Origin of the sequence: Vibrio sinaloensis (assembly GCF_023195835.1) — a bacterium.
Lineage (GTDB): Bacteria > Pseudomonadota > Gammaproteobacteria > Enterobacterales > Vibrionaceae > Vibrio > Vibrio sinaloensis_C.
Window position 1 is genome coordinate 162309 of record NZ_CP096200.1, and the last position, 18702, is coordinate 181010.

16 protein-coding genes are annotated in these 18702 nt (G+C 47.2%); 6 read left to right on the forward strand and 10 right to left on the reverse strand.

All coding sequences use genetic code 11. From position 1 onward, the window contains the following. The first annotated feature begins 139 nt into the window (after window positions 1-139). The 4 genes from moeA to MTO69_RS14385 are packed head-to-tail and all read left to right on the forward strand — an operon-like array spanning window position 140 to window position 3308. Entirely contained in the window at window positions 140-1375 is a 1236-nt protein-coding gene (gene moeA, locus MTO69_RS14370) for a molybdopterin molybdotransferase MoeA (protein WP_248335089.1), read from the forward strand. A gap of 9 nt (window positions 1376-1384) precedes the next feature. Beyond that, a complete protein-coding gene (moeB, locus tag MTO69_RS14375) occupies window positions 1385-2137 on the forward strand; it encodes a molybdopterin-synthase adenylyltransferase MoeB (protein ID WP_248335090.1) in 753 nt (250 codons plus the stop codon). A gap of 17 nt (window positions 2138-2154) precedes the next feature. Then, window positions 2155-2460 (forward strand): hypothetical protein, encoded by a 306-nt coding sequence (locus tag MTO69_RS14380; protein ID WP_248335091.1) that lies wholly within the window; start codon window positions 2155-2157, stop codon window positions 2458-2460. 14 nt (window positions 2461-2474) lie between these two features. Next, window positions 2475-3308 carry a sulfurtransferase gene (locus MTO69_RS14385; RefSeq protein ID WP_248335092.1) on the forward strand — a complete coding sequence of 278 codons (834 nt, stop codon included), beginning with the start codon at window positions 2475-2477 and terminating at the stop codon, window positions 3306-3308. A gap of 56 nt (window positions 3309-3364) precedes the next feature. Here the strand turns inward: MTO69_RS14385 and MTO69_RS14390 are convergent, their stop codons facing one another. From MTO69_RS14390 to MTO69_RS14430, 9 genes are all read right to left on the reverse strand, one after another. Next, complete coding sequence (locus tag MTO69_RS14390; protein ID WP_248335093.1) at window positions 3365-4537, reverse strand: MFS transporter; 1173 nt, start codon at window positions 4535-4537, stop codon at window positions 3365-3367. Continuing rightward, window positions 4530-5228 (reverse strand): aspartate/glutamate racemase family protein, encoded by a 699-nt coding sequence (locus tag MTO69_RS14395; RefSeq protein ID WP_248335094.1) that lies wholly within the window; start codon window positions 5226-5228, stop codon window positions 4530-4532. The genes MTO69_RS14390 and MTO69_RS14395 overlap by 8 nt, the downstream gene beginning before the upstream one ends. A gap of 121 nt (window positions 5229-5349) precedes the next feature. Further along, window positions 5350-7125 (reverse strand): class I poly(R)-hydroxyalkanoic acid synthase, encoded by a 1776-nt coding sequence (gene phaC, locus MTO69_RS14400; protein WP_248335095.1) that lies wholly within the window; start codon window positions 7123-7125, stop codon window positions 5350-5352. Between the two features lie 56 nt (window positions 7126-7181). Next, window positions 7182-7529 (reverse strand): phasin family protein, encoded by a 348-nt coding sequence (locus MTO69_RS14405; protein ID WP_248335096.1) that lies wholly within the window; start codon window positions 7527-7529, stop codon window positions 7182-7184. 33 nt (window positions 7530-7562) lie between these two features. Beyond that, window positions 7563-8771 carry an acetyl-CoA C-acetyltransferase gene (locus MTO69_RS14410; protein WP_248335097.1) on the reverse strand — a complete coding sequence of 403 codons (1209 nt, stop codon included), beginning with the start codon at window positions 8769-8771 and terminating at the stop codon, window positions 7563-7565. An 11-nt stretch (window positions 8772-8782) separates the two neighbouring features. Then, entirely contained in the window at window positions 8783-9523 is a 741-nt protein-coding gene (locus MTO69_RS14415) for an SDR family oxidoreductase (protein ID WP_248335098.1), read from the reverse strand. Between the two features lie 634 nt (window positions 9524-10157). Further along, entirely contained in the window at window positions 10158-13217 is a 3060-nt protein-coding gene (locus MTO69_RS14420) for an efflux RND transporter permease subunit (RefSeq protein ID WP_248335099.1), read from the reverse strand. Then, a complete protein-coding gene (locus MTO69_RS14425; protein ID WP_248335633.1) occupies window positions 13214-14212 on the reverse strand; it encodes an efflux RND transporter periplasmic adaptor subunit in 999 nt (332 codons plus the stop codon). Before MTO69_RS14425 ends, MTO69_RS14420 begins: the two co-directional genes overlap by 4 nt. 58 nt (window positions 14213-14270) lie before the next feature. Further along, entirely contained in the window at window positions 14271-15347 is a 1077-nt protein-coding gene (locus tag MTO69_RS14430) for an efflux RND transporter periplasmic adaptor subunit (RefSeq protein ID WP_248335100.1), read from the reverse strand. A 177-nt stretch (window positions 15348-15524) separates the two neighbouring features. Between MTO69_RS14430 and MTO69_RS14435 the strand changes: the two genes are divergently transcribed. After that, window positions 15525-16235, forward strand: a complete 711-nt coding sequence (locus MTO69_RS14435) for a TetR/AcrR family transcriptional regulator (protein ID WP_248335101.1) — start codon at window positions 15525-15527, stop codon at window positions 16233-16235. An 87-nt stretch (window positions 16236-16322) separates the two neighbouring features. On the opposite strand, the gene MTO69_RS14440 is transcribed toward MTO69_RS14435, so the two are convergent. Then, window positions 16323-17318, reverse strand: a complete 996-nt coding sequence (locus MTO69_RS14440; protein WP_248335102.1) for a sugar-binding transcriptional regulator — start codon at window positions 17316-17318, stop codon at window positions 16323-16325. Between the two features lie 428 nt (window positions 17319-17746). Between MTO69_RS14440 and tal the strand changes: the two genes are divergently transcribed. Then, window positions 17747-18697 carry a transaldolase gene (tal, locus tag MTO69_RS14445; RefSeq protein ID WP_248335103.1) on the forward strand — a complete coding sequence of 317 codons (951 nt, stop codon included), beginning with the start codon at window positions 17747-17749 and terminating at the stop codon, window positions 18695-18697. Window positions 18698-18702: the final 5 nt, after the last annotated feature.

Sequence of the window (18702 nt, forward strand, 5' to 3'; positions counted from 1 at the left end):
TACCCCTTTAGGATGGCTGACAAGGATACTCGGATTTTTGAATAATTACACCCATATTTTACAGGGGTCATTATTGCCAAAGCGATATTGTGCTAAAGTGACCCGTCAATAATAACAACGAATAGCCAAGGATTCAGATATGGGCTGCTGTGATGCACCAGGCTTAATGCCAATTGAAGAAGCGATGGACAAAATGTTGTCGCCAATTAAACCCATCCAAGCGACTTTACAACTGCCATTGGCCGATGCGATCGGCTATGTACTCGCTGAACCGATCCTTTCTCCAATTCATGTCCCGCCGTTCGATAACTCGGCAATGGATGGCTACGCGATACGTATTGCCGACCTGAACCAGAGCACAGTTATGCCCCTCGCAGGCAAGTCATTTGCTGGCCAACCATTTGAAGGCCAATGGCCAAAGGGCACCTGTATCAGAATCATGACCGGGGCTAAAATTCCAGCTGGCTGTGATGCCGTGATCATGCAAGAGAACACCGAGCAAACCGATTCGGGAATTAAGTTCAACCAATCTGAAGTCAAGCCACAGACAAACATCCGTCCCACTGGCGACGATATCAATCAAGGTGATGTCGTGTTAGCCAGAGGTGCCCGTCTTACGGCTCGTGACATTCCGATGATCGCGACCTTAGGTATCAGTCACGTGACTGTGGTGCGCAAACCACGCGTTGCCTTCTTCTCAACTGGCGATGAGTTAAGACCATTGGGCGAGCCACTCGCCGAAGGCCAGATTTATGACAGTAACCGCTACGGGATTAAGCCGCTCATTGAGAATTTTGGCTGTGAAGCCATTGACCTCGGGATTATTCCTGACTGTCCAGAAACACTCAAAGCAACCTTTGAAAAGGCGCAAACTCTCGCGGATGTCGTCGTTACCTCTGGCGGCGTGAGCGTTGGCGAAGCCGATTACACCAAAGATATACTCGAGCAACTCGGTGAAATCGGTTTTTGGAAATTGGCCATCAAACCGGGTAAACCTTTTGCTTTTGGTAAGCTATCAACCGCTTGGTTCTGCGGCTTGCCTGGCAACCCAGTTTCTGCGGTATTAACTATGTATGTTTTGGTTCAGCCACTACTAGCTAAACTGGCGGGTCATACCGAATGGAAAGCGCCGGAATCGATTCCAGCGGTAACACGAAGTGCATTCAAAAAAGCGCCCGGGCGCACCGATTACCAGCGCGGTATTTACTCAATTGATAACGGTCAGTTTGTGGTCGAAACAACCGGCAATCAAAGCTCTGGTGCGTTTCGCTCGATGAGTTTGGCTAACTGTTTTGTCGTGTTAGAGCGAGAACGTGGCCGCGTCGAAGTTGGCGAAACCGTTAACATCCAACTGTTTAACTCAACACTTTACTAGAGGTCACACTTGGAGATCTTATCTGATCAAGAGATGCTGCGGTACAACCGTCAAATCGTACTGAAGAATTTCGACTTTGAGGGTCAAGAGGCCCTCAAGCAGAGTTCGGTGTTAGTTCTCGGAGCCGGTGGATTAGGCTGCGCCGCCAGTCAGTATCTAGCGACTGCGGGTGTCGGTCGACTCACGCTGATCGACGACGATGTGGTTGAGCTCTCCAACTTGCAGCGTCAGGTTCTGCATTATGATTCGGATATCGGGAGCAAAAAAGTGCTCTCAGCGTCCAACACGTTACGTCAGCTTAATCCCTTCATTAAGGTAGACACGGTTGACCGACGCCTAAGTGATAGCGAGCTTAGCGATCTGATTCATCAGCACCAATTGGTTATCGATGCCAGCGACAACGTCGACACTCGCAACCAACTCAATCGCCTGTGCTATCAGCATAAAACGCCATTGGTCTCAGGTGCTGCGATTCGTATGGAGGGCCAAGTGAGCGTCTTTACATACAAAGATCCTAGCGAGCCCTGTTATCAATGCCTCAGTGCTCTATTTGGCAGTGGAACGTTAAGCTGCGTCGAAGCAGGCGTTATGGCCCCTGTCGTTGGGATCATCGGTGCTGTTCAGGCGATGGAAGCAATCAAGGTTTTAGCCAACTACGGCACACCCAAGCAAGGAAAGGTTTTGATTTTGGATGCTCTCACTATGTCTTGGCGTGAATTGAATCTAGTCAAGATGGCCAGTTGTAACGTGTGCGGTGGTTGAGACCAAGAGAGTCATTGATGGATAAACCTAAGACTTTTCTCGCAATGTTTGCCCTCGCCTGTGCCCTGCTTGTCGCGTTGCTTTGGTTTAAAACCGATCAAACTCAACAGTTGCATGGTCAGGTGTTGTCGCAAACATTGACTCAATCGCTTGATGGACACCGACGTTTTCTAAAAATATCTCTGACTCAAGGTGAGCTGATAGTGCAAGTCGACCCTAAAGTAGAGTGTCCAGAAGGCTCTACAGTGATTATTGAACAACGACAAAGCTTGCTCAGCGACGTCAGCACATTTCACCTACTAAGATGTCTCGCAACAGATTAAAGAAAGGAATCACTATGTCACCACTTGTGAATACCGAATGGCTAGTTCAACAACTCAACAATCCAAACTTGGTGATACTTGATGCCAGTATCGAATTTCAAATTCCGGGTGAAGTTGAGAAAGACAACATCAACCTTATTCCAGGTTCGCGTCGTTTTGACTACGACACCATCTTTAGTGATCCGAATTCGTCCCTTCCGCACATGATGCCAAGTGAAGCCTTGTTTAACCAACGGGCACGCGAGCTGGGTTTGAACAATGAATCTGTTATCGTGGTTTACGACAACAGTGGTACGTTCGCTTCTCCTCGCGCTTGGTGGATGCTCAAAGCGATGGGACACCAACAAGTCTATGTACTAGATGGCGGCTTGACCGAATGGAAGCGCCAGGGTTTAGATGTCACTCAAAGCTATAGCGAAGTCACCCGTCCGGGCAATTTCTCAGGTGTCATCGACAACCGCTGCTTCGTCGACTCCGACTACGTGCTCGCACATATTGATAACCCCAACAGCCTCACTGTGGATGCACGTGGCCTAGCCCGCTTTCATGGTGAAGTCGCTGAGCCTCGCCCTGGCGTTCGTAGTGGCCACATACCAAATTCGGCCTGTTTGCCTTTTGCCGAGCTGATGGATGGTCACAGGCTTAAACCGCTCCCAGTATTAAAAAAGACGCTCAGCAAACTCAACCCAAGCGCGTATCCACACACGATTTTCAGCTGCGGATCTGGCGTGACTGCGTGTATCGTTCTACTCGCCTACTACATTTGTGGCTATCAAAATCTTGCTGTTTATGACGGTTCATGGACAGAATGGGGTGCAACGCCATCGCTACCCATAGCAACTGACTAATCCAACCAGCCGCAACCTGTGATATTGGATGCGGCTTTTTGAAGTTTTGTCTTCGATTATTGATATCGAACCTGCTTAGCGCGGTACGTGTTGATGGCAAACACCACCATTACTGCCACGACAAACGGCAACACATAAAGGTTCATCGCTTGCCAACCGACACTGGTTTCTAACCAACCGGATAATAGTGCGGTAATAGTTACGCAGCCAAATACGAAAAACTCATTAAATGCCTGAGCTTTGGATCTGTTTTCTTCACGGTAAGACTGGCTAAACAGCCCGGTCGCCGAAATAAACATAAAGTTCCAGCCAACACCAAGCAACACTAACGCAAGCCTAAAGTGCCAAATGGTTTGACCGTGAATGTTGATAGCAACGCAAAGGATAAACAGCAATCCCCCAGTTAATATCATCCGCCGCGGTCCAAATTTTTCGACCAACCGCCCAGTAAAAAATGCAGGGACGAACATCCCCAACACATGCCACTCAATGACCCCAGCAGCTTTATGAAAATCAAAGCCGCAGCCAATCATGGCCAAAGGTGTTGCCGTCATTAAGATATTCATCACCGCATAGGCAACCATGGCAGCAAAAACAGAAACTAAGAAATTGGGCTGTGAAATGATGGTTTTCAGTGAATCACTGCCTCGCTGAACTTTCGCTTTGACTAGAGGCGGAAAACGAATCGTCTGCAATAAGCCCAGCGCTAAAATATTCAAGCCAATCAGTGCAATAAACGCCCCAATATACAAGCCATCATTCGACCACTGTTGTGAATAGATCGCTAAATTCGGACCAAGAACTGCGGCTAACACGCCCCCTGCCATCGAGATAGAAATGGCACGATGGCGCGCGTCTTCATCACAAACTTCAATCGCAGCAAAGCGATACAAAGTGCCAAATCCTATGCCAATACCCAGTAGAAACGTGCCAACACAGAACAAGCTAAAATGCTGTTGAGCTAGTCCGAGTGTTGCTATCGCGGCGCCGCTGATACCAATGATGTTACCGATACCAAAGCCTTTTTTGCGCCCCAGTTTACCCATGATCAGCGAAGCCGGAATGGTGGCTGTCATCAAGCCCAAAAACTGCAATGCCACTGGCATGGTAATAAAACTCGGACTCGGAGCGAGCGTTTTTCCGACTAATCCGATCACCGAGATCAATAGGATGTTGCCAGTCATAAGTAATGCTTGGCAAAGTGAAAGCAACCAAACATTTCTATTCAAGGTTCAATGCCTCTTTGACTGCGGCTTGAGCATGAATGGCTACCGTATCAAACAGTGGCACAGCCACGTCCGTTTGAGAGATAAGCAAACCGATTTCCGTACAGCCAAGAATCACTCCCTCTGCACCATTCGATGCGAGTTCTTCGATAATGGTGCAAAAGTCATCTTTTGAGCGACTGTTGACTTGCCCTAAACAGAGCTCTTGGTAAATCACATCGTGTACCAGTCGGCGCTGCACACCGTTTGGCACTATTACCTGGATACCAAATTTATCCGTCAACCTTTGCTTATAGAACGCCTGCTCCATAGTGAACGCCGTCCCCAGTAGCCCAACGGTTGTGATACCTTGGTTAACTAACGCTTCACCGGTCGCATCAGCGATGTGCAGCAAGGGAATATCCACCGCTTGTTCAACTTGAGACGCCACTTTGTGCATTGTATTGGTCGCGATAAGCAAAAAATCCGCCCCAGCAGATTGCAACGAGCGCGCGGCACCCGCTAACAGCTCACCACTATGTTGCCAATCTCCCTGGCGTTGCAGTTGCTCGATTTCAGCAAAATCGACGCTATTGATCACTACTTTTGCCGAATGTAAGCCACCTTTCGCTTGCTTGACCACTTCGTTGAGATAGCGATAGTAAGTCGTGGTCGACTCCCAGCTCATACCACCGATCACGCCGATTGTTTTCATAATCTGTCCTTAGCTAAAACCACTGAAACACCCTTCTGTGCTAATTAACCAGATCAGTTCACCGATTACAAACAAAAAGCCTCTAGCGTTAGCTAGAGGCTTGGTAGGAGAGGACATCAGTTTAGGACTGGATCGGCAAAACTTGCTTCACATAGTTTCCAGGGGCGAGGTCGAGCACTGGGAACTGATCACTGCCGATATTAAACGGCGCGACTTGTTCATCAGGATTAAAGCCCTGTAACCATTGGTCCCAATGTGTCCACCATGATCCACTTTGATGATCGGCATTGGTTAACCATTCGTCAGCGTTGTCATCTAGCGAGTCGTTGGTCCAAAAACCGTACTTACCCTTGTCTGGATGATTGACGATCCCCGCAATGTGCCCGGATTCACCTAAAACGAAGGTTTTGTTGCCGCCTACATTTAATGCACCACGGTAAGTACCTTGCCAAAGGGCGATGTGGTCTTCTTTGGTGGAGACAAAGTAGCTAGGTATTTTGATCTTATTCAAATCAATCCACACTCCGCCAATTTTGACGCCTTTGTCTTGGACCAGTTTGTTGTTGAGATAGAGCTCGCGTAACAAGAAATTATGTGTGCTCGCGGCAACGTTGGTGCTGTCGCTATTCCAATACAAAAGATCAAAGTCGACTGGGCTTTGACCTTTTAAGTAGTTATCAACATAGTAATTCCAGTACAAGCTGTTCTCTCGTAACAAGCTAAACGTCACACTTAGCGAGCGACCATCCATATACCCTTTGGCGTTATTTTGCGCTTCAATCGCACTGATAATGGTGTCATTGATATAGGCGCCCACTTCGCCAGGTTGTGAAAAGTCGAGTAACGTCGTAAAGAAGGTAGCACTCTTGATACGCTTTTTCATCCGCTTCGCTGCATAGTAGGCAATAGTGCTTGCCAATACAGTGCCACCGATGCAGTAGCCCGCCGCGTTGATTTGGTCTTGCCCAGTGATATCTTCTATCGCAGTGACGGCTTTCGCGACCCCCTCAGTCACATAGTCACCAAACTCTACGTCTCGTTGCGCTTGGCTTGGATTGCGCCAGGAAATCATGAACACCGCATGGCCTTGTTGTAGCAGCCAGCGAACCATAGAGTTCTTTTCGCGCAAGTCCAAAATATAATACTTGTTGATAAACGGCGGAACGATCAGCAGCGGTGTGGCGTTGACGGTTTCAGTCATAGGGCGATATTGGATCAGCTCAAATAGTTCATTGCGATACACCACCTCTCCTGGCGTATTTGCAATGTCTTCTCCAATGCGAAATGCGTTGTTGTTGGTCATGCGGATTTTGAGAATATCGGCGCTAGACTCAACGTCCTCTTTCAACTTCTCTAAACCTGCAAGCAGATTTTCACCGTTCTGCTCTAGCGTTAGCTTAAGCAGCTCTGGATTAGTTGCAATATAGTTGCTTGGTGAAAGCGCATTGATCGCTTGACGTGAGAAGAAACTGATCCTTTCTTTGCTCTTTTCATCCAAGCCTTCGATGCTATCTATGGTGTTTAAATAAGTTTTGCTAAACAGCAAGTAAGATTGCTTAATAAAATTAAAAAACAGGTCTTTTTGCCACTCTTCATTGGCAAAGCGCTTATCGCCTTTTTCAGCTTGAACGACTTCGTCTCGCGTGTTGGCCGACAATGCAACATTTTGCCAAATTTGCAGTTGTTGTTGCCACCAATCGGATTGAATTTTTAGCAATGCAGCAGGCTGGTTGGCGGCGCTTTCGAAGAGTTTAGCCGTATCTTCAAAATTGACTTCCTGCATTGCTTTGTTGAGAGGGGTATTCGTGGCTGCCCTGCTGAGTTCTAGATCATCCCACCATTTTTGATTGGTTTCTTGGAGCTTAACAAGGTAGTCCGAAAAGAAGTGCTGTAACATATTACTACTCCTAAGATCGGAAAAATGCCGCCTTGCGGCGGCAAAACAAGTCAGTGTTATGCAGGAGTCACTGTCTTAAGGTTTTCCGATGTCATTTGCTCAACATCGTCTTTGAACTCTTTAGCAATCGCTTGAAGCTTATTGCTGTCGTCCATCATTTGCTGAGAGAGCTTTGTGAGTACCGACAGTTGTTGACTATTAAAAGCGGTTAAAGAAGTCACGTCTTTGACTTCGCTCGCCGCCTTCATTTGTGCCAGTCCCATCTCGCTGTAAGTGCGAATCGCATTCAGTTGCAGCTCAGTTAATACTTCAACATTCTTGGTCACTAGCTTGTTGAAATTGACATAGGGTTCAAGCGTTTTTTCAGTTTGGTCAGTAAAAGTTTTGAAAAAATCGGTATACATAGTAAGTACTCCTAAAAAGTCCATTTATTAAGGTTAACGAATTGATTTGATTACAACAGCCGTGCCCATACCGCCACCAACACACAATGACGCGACTCCGTACTGATGCTTACTTCGATTGAGTTCGTGAATTAACGATACCAAGATGCGATTGCCCGACGCCCCAAGTGGATGACCAAGCGCGATAGCCCCGCCATTCAGGTTTGCCTTATCTAAGATTGAGCTAACCGGTACTTGATGCTTGTCAGCGAGTTGATGAATGACACCCAGCGCTTGCGCGGCGAAGGCCTCATTGAGTTCATAGACACCAATTTGATCGATGGAGAGGTCTGCTTTCGCTAAGGCTTTTGACACTGCCTCAACCGGCCCTAACCCCATGATTTCCGGTGCGAGGCCAGATTGAGCATAGCTCACCACCTCAGCAATCGGCACCAAGTTGTACTTTTCAACCGCCGACTCGCTCGCGACAACGATCGCACTTGCGCCATCATTAATCCCCGATGCATTGCCCGCGGTTACCGTTCCTTCTCGGTCGAACGCTGGACGTAGCTTAGCTAAACCGCTTAATGTTGCTTCCGGTTTTGGATATTCATCTGCATCAAACAAAACGGTTTCTCGGCGCTTTTTCACCTCTACTGAAACAATTTCTTGTTTGAACTTACCGGCTTCAATCGCCGATACTGCTTTTAGCTGGCTCGATAGTGCGTATTCGTCTTGCTGCTCACGACTAATTCCAACCTGCTTGGCCACGTTCTCTGCCGTCACTCCCATGTGGTATTGGTTGTACACATCGGTTAAGCCGTCATTGATCAGCAGATCGGTCAAAGTCATGTTGCCCATCTTGTTGCCATCACGCACATTGGCAGGCACGGTAAAAGGAATTTGTGACATCACTTCTACACCGGCGGCGACAACCACATCCGCATCACCCGCTTTGATGTGACTCGCGGCGTCCATTACGGTTTTCATGCCGCTTCCGCAAACCATATTCAATGAATAGGCGGGGACCTGTTCGGGAATCCCCGCATACAAAGCTGCCTGGCGGCCAACACCCATGCCTTGCCCAGCGCTGACCACGTTACCGACAATCACTTCATCAATGTCATCTACCGCTACACCGCTTTGAGAGATCGCCGCTTTTATCGCAATCGAAGCTAGGTTTCCTGCAGAAATCTCTTTTAACGATCCGCCAAAAGAGCCAATGGGTGTTCGTTTTGCACCAACAATATATATACGTTCCATCTTATGACTCCTTAATGCATGTATAAGCCGCCATTCACAGAGAGGGTTTCCCCTGTGATGTAAGCTCCGGCGTCACTAACGAGATAAGATACAGATTGAGCAATTTCCTCTGGAGTGGCCAAGCGGCGCATAGGAATCTGCGCTTTGATTGACTCTAGTACCTCTGAATTCATCTCTTCTACCATCGGCGTCGCGGTATAACCTGGCGCGACGACATTGACCGTCACGCCACTTCGTGCCCCCTCTGCGGCGAGTGCTTTTGAAAAGCCGATCATGCCTGCTTTAGCCGCTGAGTAGTTGGTTTGTCCGAACTGGCCTTTCAGACCATTGACTGAAGAGATATTGATGACGCGACCATTGCCTTTCTCACACATGGCCGCAAAAAGAGGTTGGGTGACGTTAAACACGCTATTCAAGTTGGTTTCAATCACATCTTTCCAAGCAGCAGCGTTCATTTTCTTGAAGGTACAATCGCGGGTGATGCCAGCATTGTTGACCACAACGTCAATCGTGCCTTCTTCTTCGAGTAATTTCGCCAAACGCTCAGCGCATTGCTGTGTGTCGGTGACATCGAGCTCAAATAGTCTGACTTGTTGCTCGGTAAAGCCTTTTGAGTTGAACCAATCGAGTGCACACTGATGGTTACCTGTGAAATAAGTAGCGATGACACGGTAGCCATCTTCAACTAATTGTGTGGAAATTGCAGAACCAATTCCGCCTTTTGATCCTGTGATCAAAGCGATTTTTTTCATTCAGAGACTCCATTCTAAACAGCAAATAAATAATCATTAATAACGACTGCATAGTGCTGATAACACCAACTGACGCGAATCATATTTTTTTGGCTAGACTTTCCCTTGCCTTATTAATTTAAGCTAAACCTTATTTGTTACACTTCAAATAATTTAAGAAATAAAGTGCATAAAGTTGAACAAGATCTCATACGGAATGAAATGTTATATACATGTTAAGAAATCTCAAAGCTCTGATTTTATGAGACTTTTATTTATACTTAGATTTATCAGCTAAATGTATCCGACTGTTTTATAGCGATAAATTCTTGTTGCATCGATTTGCATGGATTCGTCACTGTTTTATTGCAAACAGTTTTCACTAGCGTTTCAATCAATAAATATTGGTTTTGTTCCTTTGCTTTTTTATTTACTTTTGTCTTATTTAACTAGACTTATTATTCAAATTTTCGTCATTAACCAGATCGAAATTCTATTTATAAGATCGTTAATAATAGGTTCGTATCTATACTTTAGTCGTGTGTCGGTTAGTTAATTTATTTGAATATACTTAATATCCTTTGCTGTTATACGCGCATAAAAAAGCCCGGAAAGTTCCGGGCTGGCTCAAACGAATCGGCATTCATTCCATGAATTATCCGGCAGTGGATGGTTTGATTCGATATAGTGTGGCAAACAGTACCGGTACCACAATCAGTGTCAGTACCGTGGCAAAACCTAGGCCTGCCATAATGGTGATTGCCATAGAGCCAAAAAACGCATCGAATACCAGTGGAATCATCCCTAGTATAGTGGTTAATGCCGCCATACTTACCGGTCGAACACGAGAAATTGCACTATCAAAAACCGCTTGATAGGGATCTTTACCTGAGCTCAGTTCAATGTTGATTTGATCAAGTAACACAATCCCATTTTTCAAAATCATGCCACTCAAACTGAGTAAGCCTAGGAAAGCGGTAAAGCTAAACGGCATGTCAGTCGCCAGTAATCCAATCGAAACACCAATAATTGAGAGTGGAACGGTAAACCAAATAACAAGCGGCTTTCGCAGCGAGTTAAACAGAAGCATGGTGATAATGAACATCAACAAGTAACCCATTGGCAACGAGCCAAATAGCGCCTCTTGTGCATCCTTGGATGATTCATATTCGCCGCCCCACGAAATTTGGTAGCCTTCAGGCAGTGCTAACGCTTCAATTTGAGGACGCACGCGATTGAACAAGCTTGCTGGCGTCTCTTGTCCAAGTACATCGTGATCGGCGAGTACAGTCAGTGTACGTTTGCGATCGCGTCTTTGAATCAAAGCCTCTTGCCAATCCAGTTCTACTCCGTCAATCACCTGCTCAACAGGGATATAACTTTGCAAACTTGGACTCCACAACTTCACATTGGTTAACGATTCAAAATCGACCCGCTCATTTTCAGGCAGTCTTGCAATGATCGGTAAGCTGTGAGTGCCATCGCGTAATAGTCCAATAGGCGTACCGCCGAAAGCCATTTGCAAGCTGTTAGTCAGTTCTTGCTTCGAGATACCTAAACGCCTTGCTTTCGACTCGTTAAACACGGGCACCAACTGCTTAGTGCGCTCGCGCCAATCATGACGAACATTTCGAGCACCGGGATCGAGTCTTAGTATGTCTTCGACTTGGACAGCGATATCACGCAGCACTTGTGGATCGGGCCCAGTGATACGCGCTTCAATTTTAGACGCGGGAGAAGGACCAAATTCCATCAACTTAAACTGAAATGTCGGCTGGCTGAAATTGACAGTAAGCGTTTGATCCAACTGCTCCAACAAGACGAACATACTTTCTCTATCTTGGGTACGAACTTGAAACTGAGTGTACGCCTCGTAACTCTTCTCCGGTTGGTAGGTCAATGCGAAACGTTGTAAACCCTGGCCTGTGGTACTAGACACAAACTCAACATTTTCTTGCTCTCCCAAGAAACGCTCTACTTTCTTCGCTTGTTCAATCGTTTCGCGAATATCCGTGCCTTCTGGCATCCACATATCGACATAAAACATCGGTGTGTTTGAAGGTGGGAAAAACTGCTGTTTCACTAGCCCAAACCCAGCCACCGCCACAACCAGCAATCCGACCATGCTTGCCAATGTTAACCAGCGAAAGCGCAAAGCAAACTTTAAACACGCACCAAACACGGTAAACAGAATACCCTTATAGGGATCGGCTTGATCAGTTTGCTCTTTATCTTGCTCCTTCAGCAGCAAATCAGCCAAAAACGGGGTAAGGGTCAGCGCGGTGATCCAGCTTAAAAATAGTGAGTAGCATAGCACCCAGAACAGCGAACCCATGAACTCGCCCGTGGCATCTTCTGATAAGCCGATCGGGGCAAAAGCAGTAATCGCAATGATGGTCGCGCCTAGCAGTGGCCACTGGGTTTGCTTAACAATGTCTGTCGCGGCTTGCAGCTTGGTCCGGCCTCGTTTCAATCCGACCAGAATGCCTTCTACCACCACGATTGCATTATCCACCAGCATACCCAATGCAATGATCAACGCCCCCAACGAGATTCGGTGTAGCTCAACGTCGTTCTGCTTCATCAAGATAAAGGTACCGAACACGGTAAGTAGTAGTACTACGCCAATAATTAGACCGCTACGCAATCCCATCGCGAACAACAGCACAATAATGACGATGGCTACCGCTTGACCAAGGCTAACGATAAAGTCATTTACCGACCGCTCTACTTCAGCCGATTGGTTATAGAAGTAGTTGATGTTCAAACCAGCTGGACGGATGCTCTCCAAGGCGGCAAGCTCTTGTTCTATCTGTTTGCCCACTTCAACCACGTTGACCCCTGCGCTAAAAGAGATCGCTAAGTTGATCGCAGGTTGGCCGTTAAAAGTAATGACATTGTCTGGTTTTTCTCGCACACCACGACTGATGGTTGCGACATCCTTAAGGCGTATCAGGTTGCCGCTATCGCGCCCATGTATGACTAAGTCTTCAAGCGCCTGCTCACTGTTCAAGGTGCCGCTCGGTCGAATGGTTAAGCTTTGCCCATTGACCATCACCTCACCGGCAGGTAGCACGCTGTTTTGCTCGGTGAGCAAACCGACGACCTGATTCATGTCTAGATCCAATGACGCTAACCGCTCTAGGGATATCTCGACAAATACCTGCTCTTGCTGATCGCCAGCTACAGCTACCTTACCCACTCCATCCACTAACTCAAGCTCTCGGCGTAGGTAATCTGCGTAACGTTTTAACTCAACGTAGTCATAGCCTTCTCCCGTCAGCATCAGCATGATGCCGTACACATCGCCAAAGTCATCGATGATCTGTAGCGAGTTCACGCCGCTTGGCAGTGTCGGTCTGAGATCATTGATTTTGCGTCGCATCTCATCCCATATTTGTGGTAGCTCATCAGGGCCGTATTGCATGTCCATGCTGACCATTATCTGCGACAGTCCATTGGATGAAGTAGATGTAATACGGTCGATATAGGGAAGCTGTCTGATCTCTTTTTCTAACGGATACGTGAGCTCTTCTTCTACTTCTTGCGAGGTCGCGCCCGGATAGGTCGAAATGATCATCGCATCTTTGATGGTGAACGCCGGGTCTTCTAAGCGGCCCAAATCCATAAAGGACGTCACCCCACCAATCGCCAGTATGACAAGGAACAGCCAACTAATGACTTTGTTTTTTATCGAATATTCTGCAATGTTCACCCTTGCGCTCCCTTAATTTCCATACCTTCGCGTAGCTTCCTTAGATTCGAATTAACTAACACATCGCCCTGCTTAACACCCGTCACCACGATGGCGCCATCCGTTGTCACTTGCTCAACGTCAACTCGCTGTTTGGTTACCTGTCCTTGCTCAACCTTCCAAACATAGAATTGTTGTGCTGCACTACCGGCCTCAATCGCAGTGAGCGGGACTCGATATGCCTGATATGGCTCCATACCCGCTTCGCGCAGATCAACAGTTACCTTGGCACTGGTACCAGGTAAGATCGCCGGCGAGGTTTGCGGCATGGTCAGCCAAAGTTGATAGGTTTGTGAGTTTGGATGGCGTTCGCTGGTGTGCTCTAAATACGAAACGGGATACTCTCCTGGATAACCAGAAAAACCAGCGATTGGTTGATAGTTCTTAGCTCGAACTTGAGGGTTCAACGTTGCGAGTACCGTATCGGAAACGTCAATTTTAATCTGAACGGTGTCGGCCTGATAAATTGAGATTACCGGTTCCCCTGCGGCGATGTTCTCAAAGTTCTCTTTGTAGACCGAAGAGACAACCCCAGCAAACGGTGCCTGTAAACGGGTATAGGTCATTTGCGCCTTGGCAGCAGACAGGTTAGCTTTTGCCAATTGATAATTTGCCGTTAGCTGATCATATTCGGCACTCGAAATCATCTCGTTGGTAACCAGCTCTTTGGCTCTATTGACTTGCTTTACCGCCAGTTCATAACGCGCCTGAGCATCGGATAGATCCTGCTTTGCCTTGCGGTCAGTCAACATTGCTAGAGTTTGACCTTGCGTGACTCTGTCGCCCTCTTTGACCAGAACCGACATCAACTCTCCGCTGATGCGGAATGCGAGCGGTGTGAGTTCAGCAGGCATCACTTGACCATTAAAGCTACGGTATTGGCTCTGCTTTGCTGCTGAAACAGAGTAAGTTTCAAATACCTTTGCTGGCGCAGGGCGATGGGTCGTTTCCGGCATACAGCCCGCTAACAGCCACAGCGAAGCGAGCAAAAGTACGAGTCGTTGCTTAGAGAGATTAAATGCCACTTTCTTTACTCCACACTTTAACCTGTTGGCCCGCAACAAGTTGGTCCACACCGGCTTCAACAATCAAATCCCCACTGTTTAAACCTGCGATCACCCGACCTCGCTCGTCAATCTCAACATCAACTGCTTCAAGTGTCTGTGTGTCAGGGATCAGGCGATAGACTTGCCCTTCGGCGCTATTCTTCGATACCCATGCGGTGTCGGCTATTTCAAACCCTAGTGCCTGGTCTTGCTCGACGATTCGTACTTGCCCAGTCATTCCCGGTAGCAAGTTGATTTCTGCCGGACGCTCAAAGGTCAGGCTTGCACTGTAGCTATTGGTATCGGCATTGGGTTGAGTCGAGATCTCTTTGAATTTGGCGTTGATCATCATTTGGCTATGACTGTCCATAACCAGTGCGTAATTTGCTTGCTCTATCTGACTTAAGCCATGTTGGCTAACGTAACTCACCGGAACGGTAAAAGTGACATCCATTTGGCTGTTGCCAATTAGGTTAAGTACCGTGTGGTTAGCGCTGATTACTTGATGCGGCTTGGTTAAAGTGAGTGACACCACACCATCGAAAGGCGCAATGATTTTCGTGTCATCGAGGTCGGTTTTCGCTTTTTCAAGTGCCGCTTTTGCGGCTTTATACTGTGTTTCTTGCTGGTCAAAAGTATCAGCACTGATTAACTTTTTCGCAAACAACTCTTGAGAACGTCGGTATGCGGTTTTGGCCAGATCGTACTGCGCCAGTTTGGCATCGTGCGCGAGTTTATAATCCGTTGGGTCAAGCATTGCTAATAACTCTCCCTTTTTGACCACACTACCCATTTTTACTCGCATCTGCTGAATTTGGCCGGGTACTTTGAACGAGAGTTGCGCTCTTTCAGTCGCATCAATGCTTGCGATAAACGAATCGTAATCGGGCTGCGTTCGATCGGGTACCGCGATCAGTTTTACTGGTGTAACTAGCGGTTGAGTGACCTCCGAGTTCGCTTTGTTACACCCCACCAATGTAAGCCCGAACGCAAGCAAACCTGCAATGCGCAATAAGCTGCTTAATCCTTTTGTTGATGTATTCATAACTAACCATTACTTTTTACTATACATTCGTGCAGTATATCGATCATCGCGACAAGATCAATATATTTTCCACCTGTATAATAAATTCATACTAAGGTGCAGATTTGGCGCGCCAATTAATGAAATCACGCCATTTTTCTGGTAGAAATAGCAAGTCGACAAAAATTGATTGAAATTATGACGGAAAGAAAACAAGGCAGACGCAGCGCCCAAGACGCAGAGAAAACCAAGCGAGAGATCATGTGTGTCGCCACAGAGCTCTTTTGTGAACTTGGTTACGAACGGGTATCACTACGTAACATCAGTGACAAGGCGGGCGTTTCACATAGCTTGATTCGACACCACTTTGGTAGCAAAGAGCAGATTTGGTATGCGATTAGCGACGGGTTGCACCGCTATATGGAGTCGTATATGCGAACCATCATCAAGCACATGCCACAAAACGTCGGATCTAACGTCAAACTGTACCTGTTTTCGGTTCGCCTATTGGCTCACATGTTGCAATTTAAACAGCCGATTCAGTTAATTGCCGATGCTGTGCGACAAGAAGATGTTCTTTTTGATTACTTTATTGATAATTCAGGGGAAATTGAGGCGTTGGTCACTCAACTCGCTGAACAGTACAATCAAGAACATCCCACCACGCCTGTTAAAATCTGGGAAGTGAAATGGCAAATGATCATGTTTGCTCACGGCGCTGCTAGTTTGACGCCGTTTATGAAAGAGACTTGGTGCGATGAAACCGACAATATTGAAGCGTGTTTATTAAACCATTGGCAGATGTTCAACACTATGATGTCATGCCGATTCCAAGTGGACGATGAGTATATACTTAAGCCTGAACGCGTTAGTGACTTAGTCTATGATGTGCAGTGCGATCAGTTATAAGAAAGCCGGTGATATCACCGGCTTTTTCATTATTTTAGTTCGCAATCCTTGATCACTTAAGAGCGAACAGTAGCTCCCCCGTTTACATCACTGCGTCTGTTTGTCAGCGAGCTGCTCATCAAGGTTAAGTACGGTCAGCGCGTTACTCACACTGGTCGCAATCACATCAATCACGCCGGTTCGCAGCGCACCCAGCAGGGCCAGAGGTTTGCTATTTTCTGCAGCGATAGCAATGACCTGCGAGATCGGCCTAAACTCTTCGAGCCCCAAGCCAATCACGCGGTCACTCATCACAGTAATGGCGGCTTTTCCGTGAATATCAAAAAAGTCGTAACCTGCAAAGTCCCCAACCACACCTTGAAGCATGCGCGCCTGAACGACTTCACCTGCGGTAAACCAGCCCAGATCTACCATGTAGCTGTTTTCGCTCATATCACCAATGCCGACTAATGCCACATCGGCCTTTCGAGCGAGATCCAGTGTCTGTTTGACAGTTTCGTTTTGCATGAAGGCGAGCTTTTGCGCTCGATTCTCTGCATAAGCAGGTGCATAGAGCGTTTCAGACGTGCCGCCATAGCTCTTTGCAAACTGGCGACAGATATGGTCAGCGTTGTACATGCCGCCACGGGGATGAATGCCTCCAATCCCGCAAACAAACTTAACATCTCGTTGCGGAATGACACCAGTATGATGGGCAACAGCCGATACGTTCCGTCCTTGCCCCACGGTTACCACTGTACCGTTTTGCAACGTGTTGGCCATGTACTTAGAGACTAGACCTGCCACTTGCTGGCGCTGTTGCTCCTCATTCGGTTGGTCGAGCGCAACGAGAGCGCGCTTAACACCAAATCGTTCAATCAATCGCTGCTCTATTTTGGCACTAAACACCGGGTGGTATTTGACGGTAATCTCAACAATTCCCTCGTCGCGGGCTTGCTTAAGCATACGCCCCACTTTAGCGCGTGAGACTGAAAATTTTTTGGATATCTCTTCTTGGGTTGCACCGTCTTGATAGTAGGCAACGGCGATCTCTGTTAATAAGTCGGCACTGTCGTCCGAGATGTCAGTTTGGTTCTTACTCATAGCTCTTCAACTCGATGTTGCATCTTAGCAGTGACATCTGCTCATCGGGCAAGCATATGTCATCGTGATAGATTTGCCAACATTTGCTCATCACAATTACATTTTCTCACGCTCTGGCGCATCATCTTGTCTGGTACCGTCAGCCCTTACTGCATCAAGCAATCGTTTAATCGCAACAGCCCAGATTATGGCTAGCGAAAATTGTTGATGAACATCACCATAACCCCATTTCGACAATTGACTTTCTCGCTCATTCAGATAATTATGAACCCATCATTTACTCAGCAACAGAGCAAATGTTCATAACAAATGCTCACACGCTGAAAAATTCGGGGCTACTGAGTTCATCGCTTTCAGTAACCTCGCTTGCAAATGCACTATGCACGTCTACAGTTTTCACGTGCAGCCCATTAAATAGGATGATCGAAATGAGCAACAAGTTAGAGCAACTTCGTAAACTAACGACGGTAGTAGCAGATACTGGTGAAATTGACGCAATCAAAAAATACCAACCAGAGGATGCGACCACTAACCCTTCTCTGATTCTTAAAGCGGCTCAAATCGCTGAGTATGCTCCTCTAATCGACGCTTCTATCGAATACGCTAAAGCGCAAAGCTCTGATAAAGCACAACAAGTTCAAGACACTTGTGACATGCTAGCGGTAAACATCGGTAAAGAGATCCTAAAAACAATTCCTGGCCGTATCTCTACTGAAGTCGATGCTCGCCTATCTTACGACACCGAAGGCAGCGTAGCGAAAGCGCGTCAACTCGTAAAAATGTACAACGATGCAGGTATCACAAACGACCGCATCCTGATCAAACTGGCTTCTACTTGGGAAGGTATCCGCGCAGCAGAAATCCTAGAGAAAGAAGGCATCAACTGTAACCTTACTCTACTCTTCTCTTTGGCTCAGGCTCGTGCTTGTGCTGAAGCTGGTGTATTCCTGATCTCTCCATTCGTTGGTCGTATTATGGACTGGTACAAAGCGAAAGAAGGCCGTGACTTCGAAGCTGCAGAAGACCCAGGTGTTCTTTCAGTCACTAAGATTTACAACTACTACAAAGAGTACGGCTACAACACTGTAGTAATGGGCGCAAGCTTCCGTAACATCGGCGAGATCCTAGAGCTTGCTGGTTGTGACCGCCTAACTATCGCGCCTGCTCTTCTTGCCGAGCTTGAAGCAGCTGAAGGTGAAGTGGTTGAGAAACTGGTTGACTCTAAAGGCGCAGCAGAGCGTCCAGCACCAATGACTCACGCTGAGTTCCTATGGGAACACAACCAAGACCCAATGGCGGTTGAGAAGCTTGCAGAAGGTATCCGCAACTTCGCAGTTGACCAAGGCAAACTTGAAGCCATGATTGAAGCCAAGCTTTAATCGAT

Excerpts from the sequence above, each read along its gene's own strand:
- MTO69_RS14415 (WP_248335098.1), bottom strand. The coding sequence starts at position 9,523 with ATGAAAAAAATCGCTTTGATCACAGGATCAAAAGGCGGAATTGGTTCT.
- MTO69_RS14435 (WP_248335101.1), top strand. The coding sequence starts at position 15,525 with ATGACGGAAAGAAAACAAGGCAGACGCAGCGCCCAAGACGCAGAGAAA.
- MTO69_RS14385 (WP_248335092.1), top strand. The coding sequence starts at position 2,475 with ATGTCACCACTTGTGAATACCGAATGGCTAGTTCAACAACTCAACAAT.
- MTO69_RS14440 (WP_248335102.1), bottom strand. The coding sequence starts at position 17,318 with ATGAGTAAGAACCAAACTGACATCTCGGACGACAGTGCCGACTTATTA.
- phaC (WP_248335095.1), bottom strand. The coding sequence starts at position 7,125 with ATGTTACAGCACTTCTTTTCGGACTACCTTGTTAAGCTCCAAGAAACC.
- MTO69_RS14410 (WP_248335097.1), bottom strand. The coding sequence starts at position 8,771 with ATGGAACGTATATATATTGTTGGTGCAAAACGAACACCCATTGGCTCT.
- moeA (WP_248335089.1), top strand. The coding sequence starts at position 140 with ATGGGCTGCTGTGATGCACCAGGCTTAATGCCAATTGAAGAAGCGATG.
- MTO69_RS14425 (WP_248335633.1), bottom strand. The coding sequence starts at position 14,212 with ATGCCGGAAACGACCCATCGCCCTGCGCCAGCAAAGGTATTTGAAACT.
- MTO69_RS14430 (WP_248335100.1), bottom strand. The coding sequence starts at position 15,347 with ATGAATACATCAACAAAAGGATTAAGCAGCTTATTGCGCATTGCAGGT.
- tal (WP_248335103.1), top strand. The coding sequence starts at position 17,747 with ATGAGCAACAAGTTAGAGCAACTTCGTAAACTAACGACGGTAGTAGCA.
- MTO69_RS14395 (WP_248335094.1), bottom strand. The coding sequence starts at position 5,228 with ATGAAAACAATCGGCGTGATCGGTGGTATGAGCTGGGAGTCGACCACG.
- MTO69_RS14380 (WP_248335091.1), top strand. The coding sequence starts at position 2,155 with ATGGATAAACCTAAGACTTTTCTCGCAATGTTTGCCCTCGCCTGTGCC.
- MTO69_RS14405 (WP_248335096.1), bottom strand. The coding sequence starts at position 7,529 with ATGTATACCGATTTTTTCAAAACTTTTACTGACCAAACTGAAAAAACG.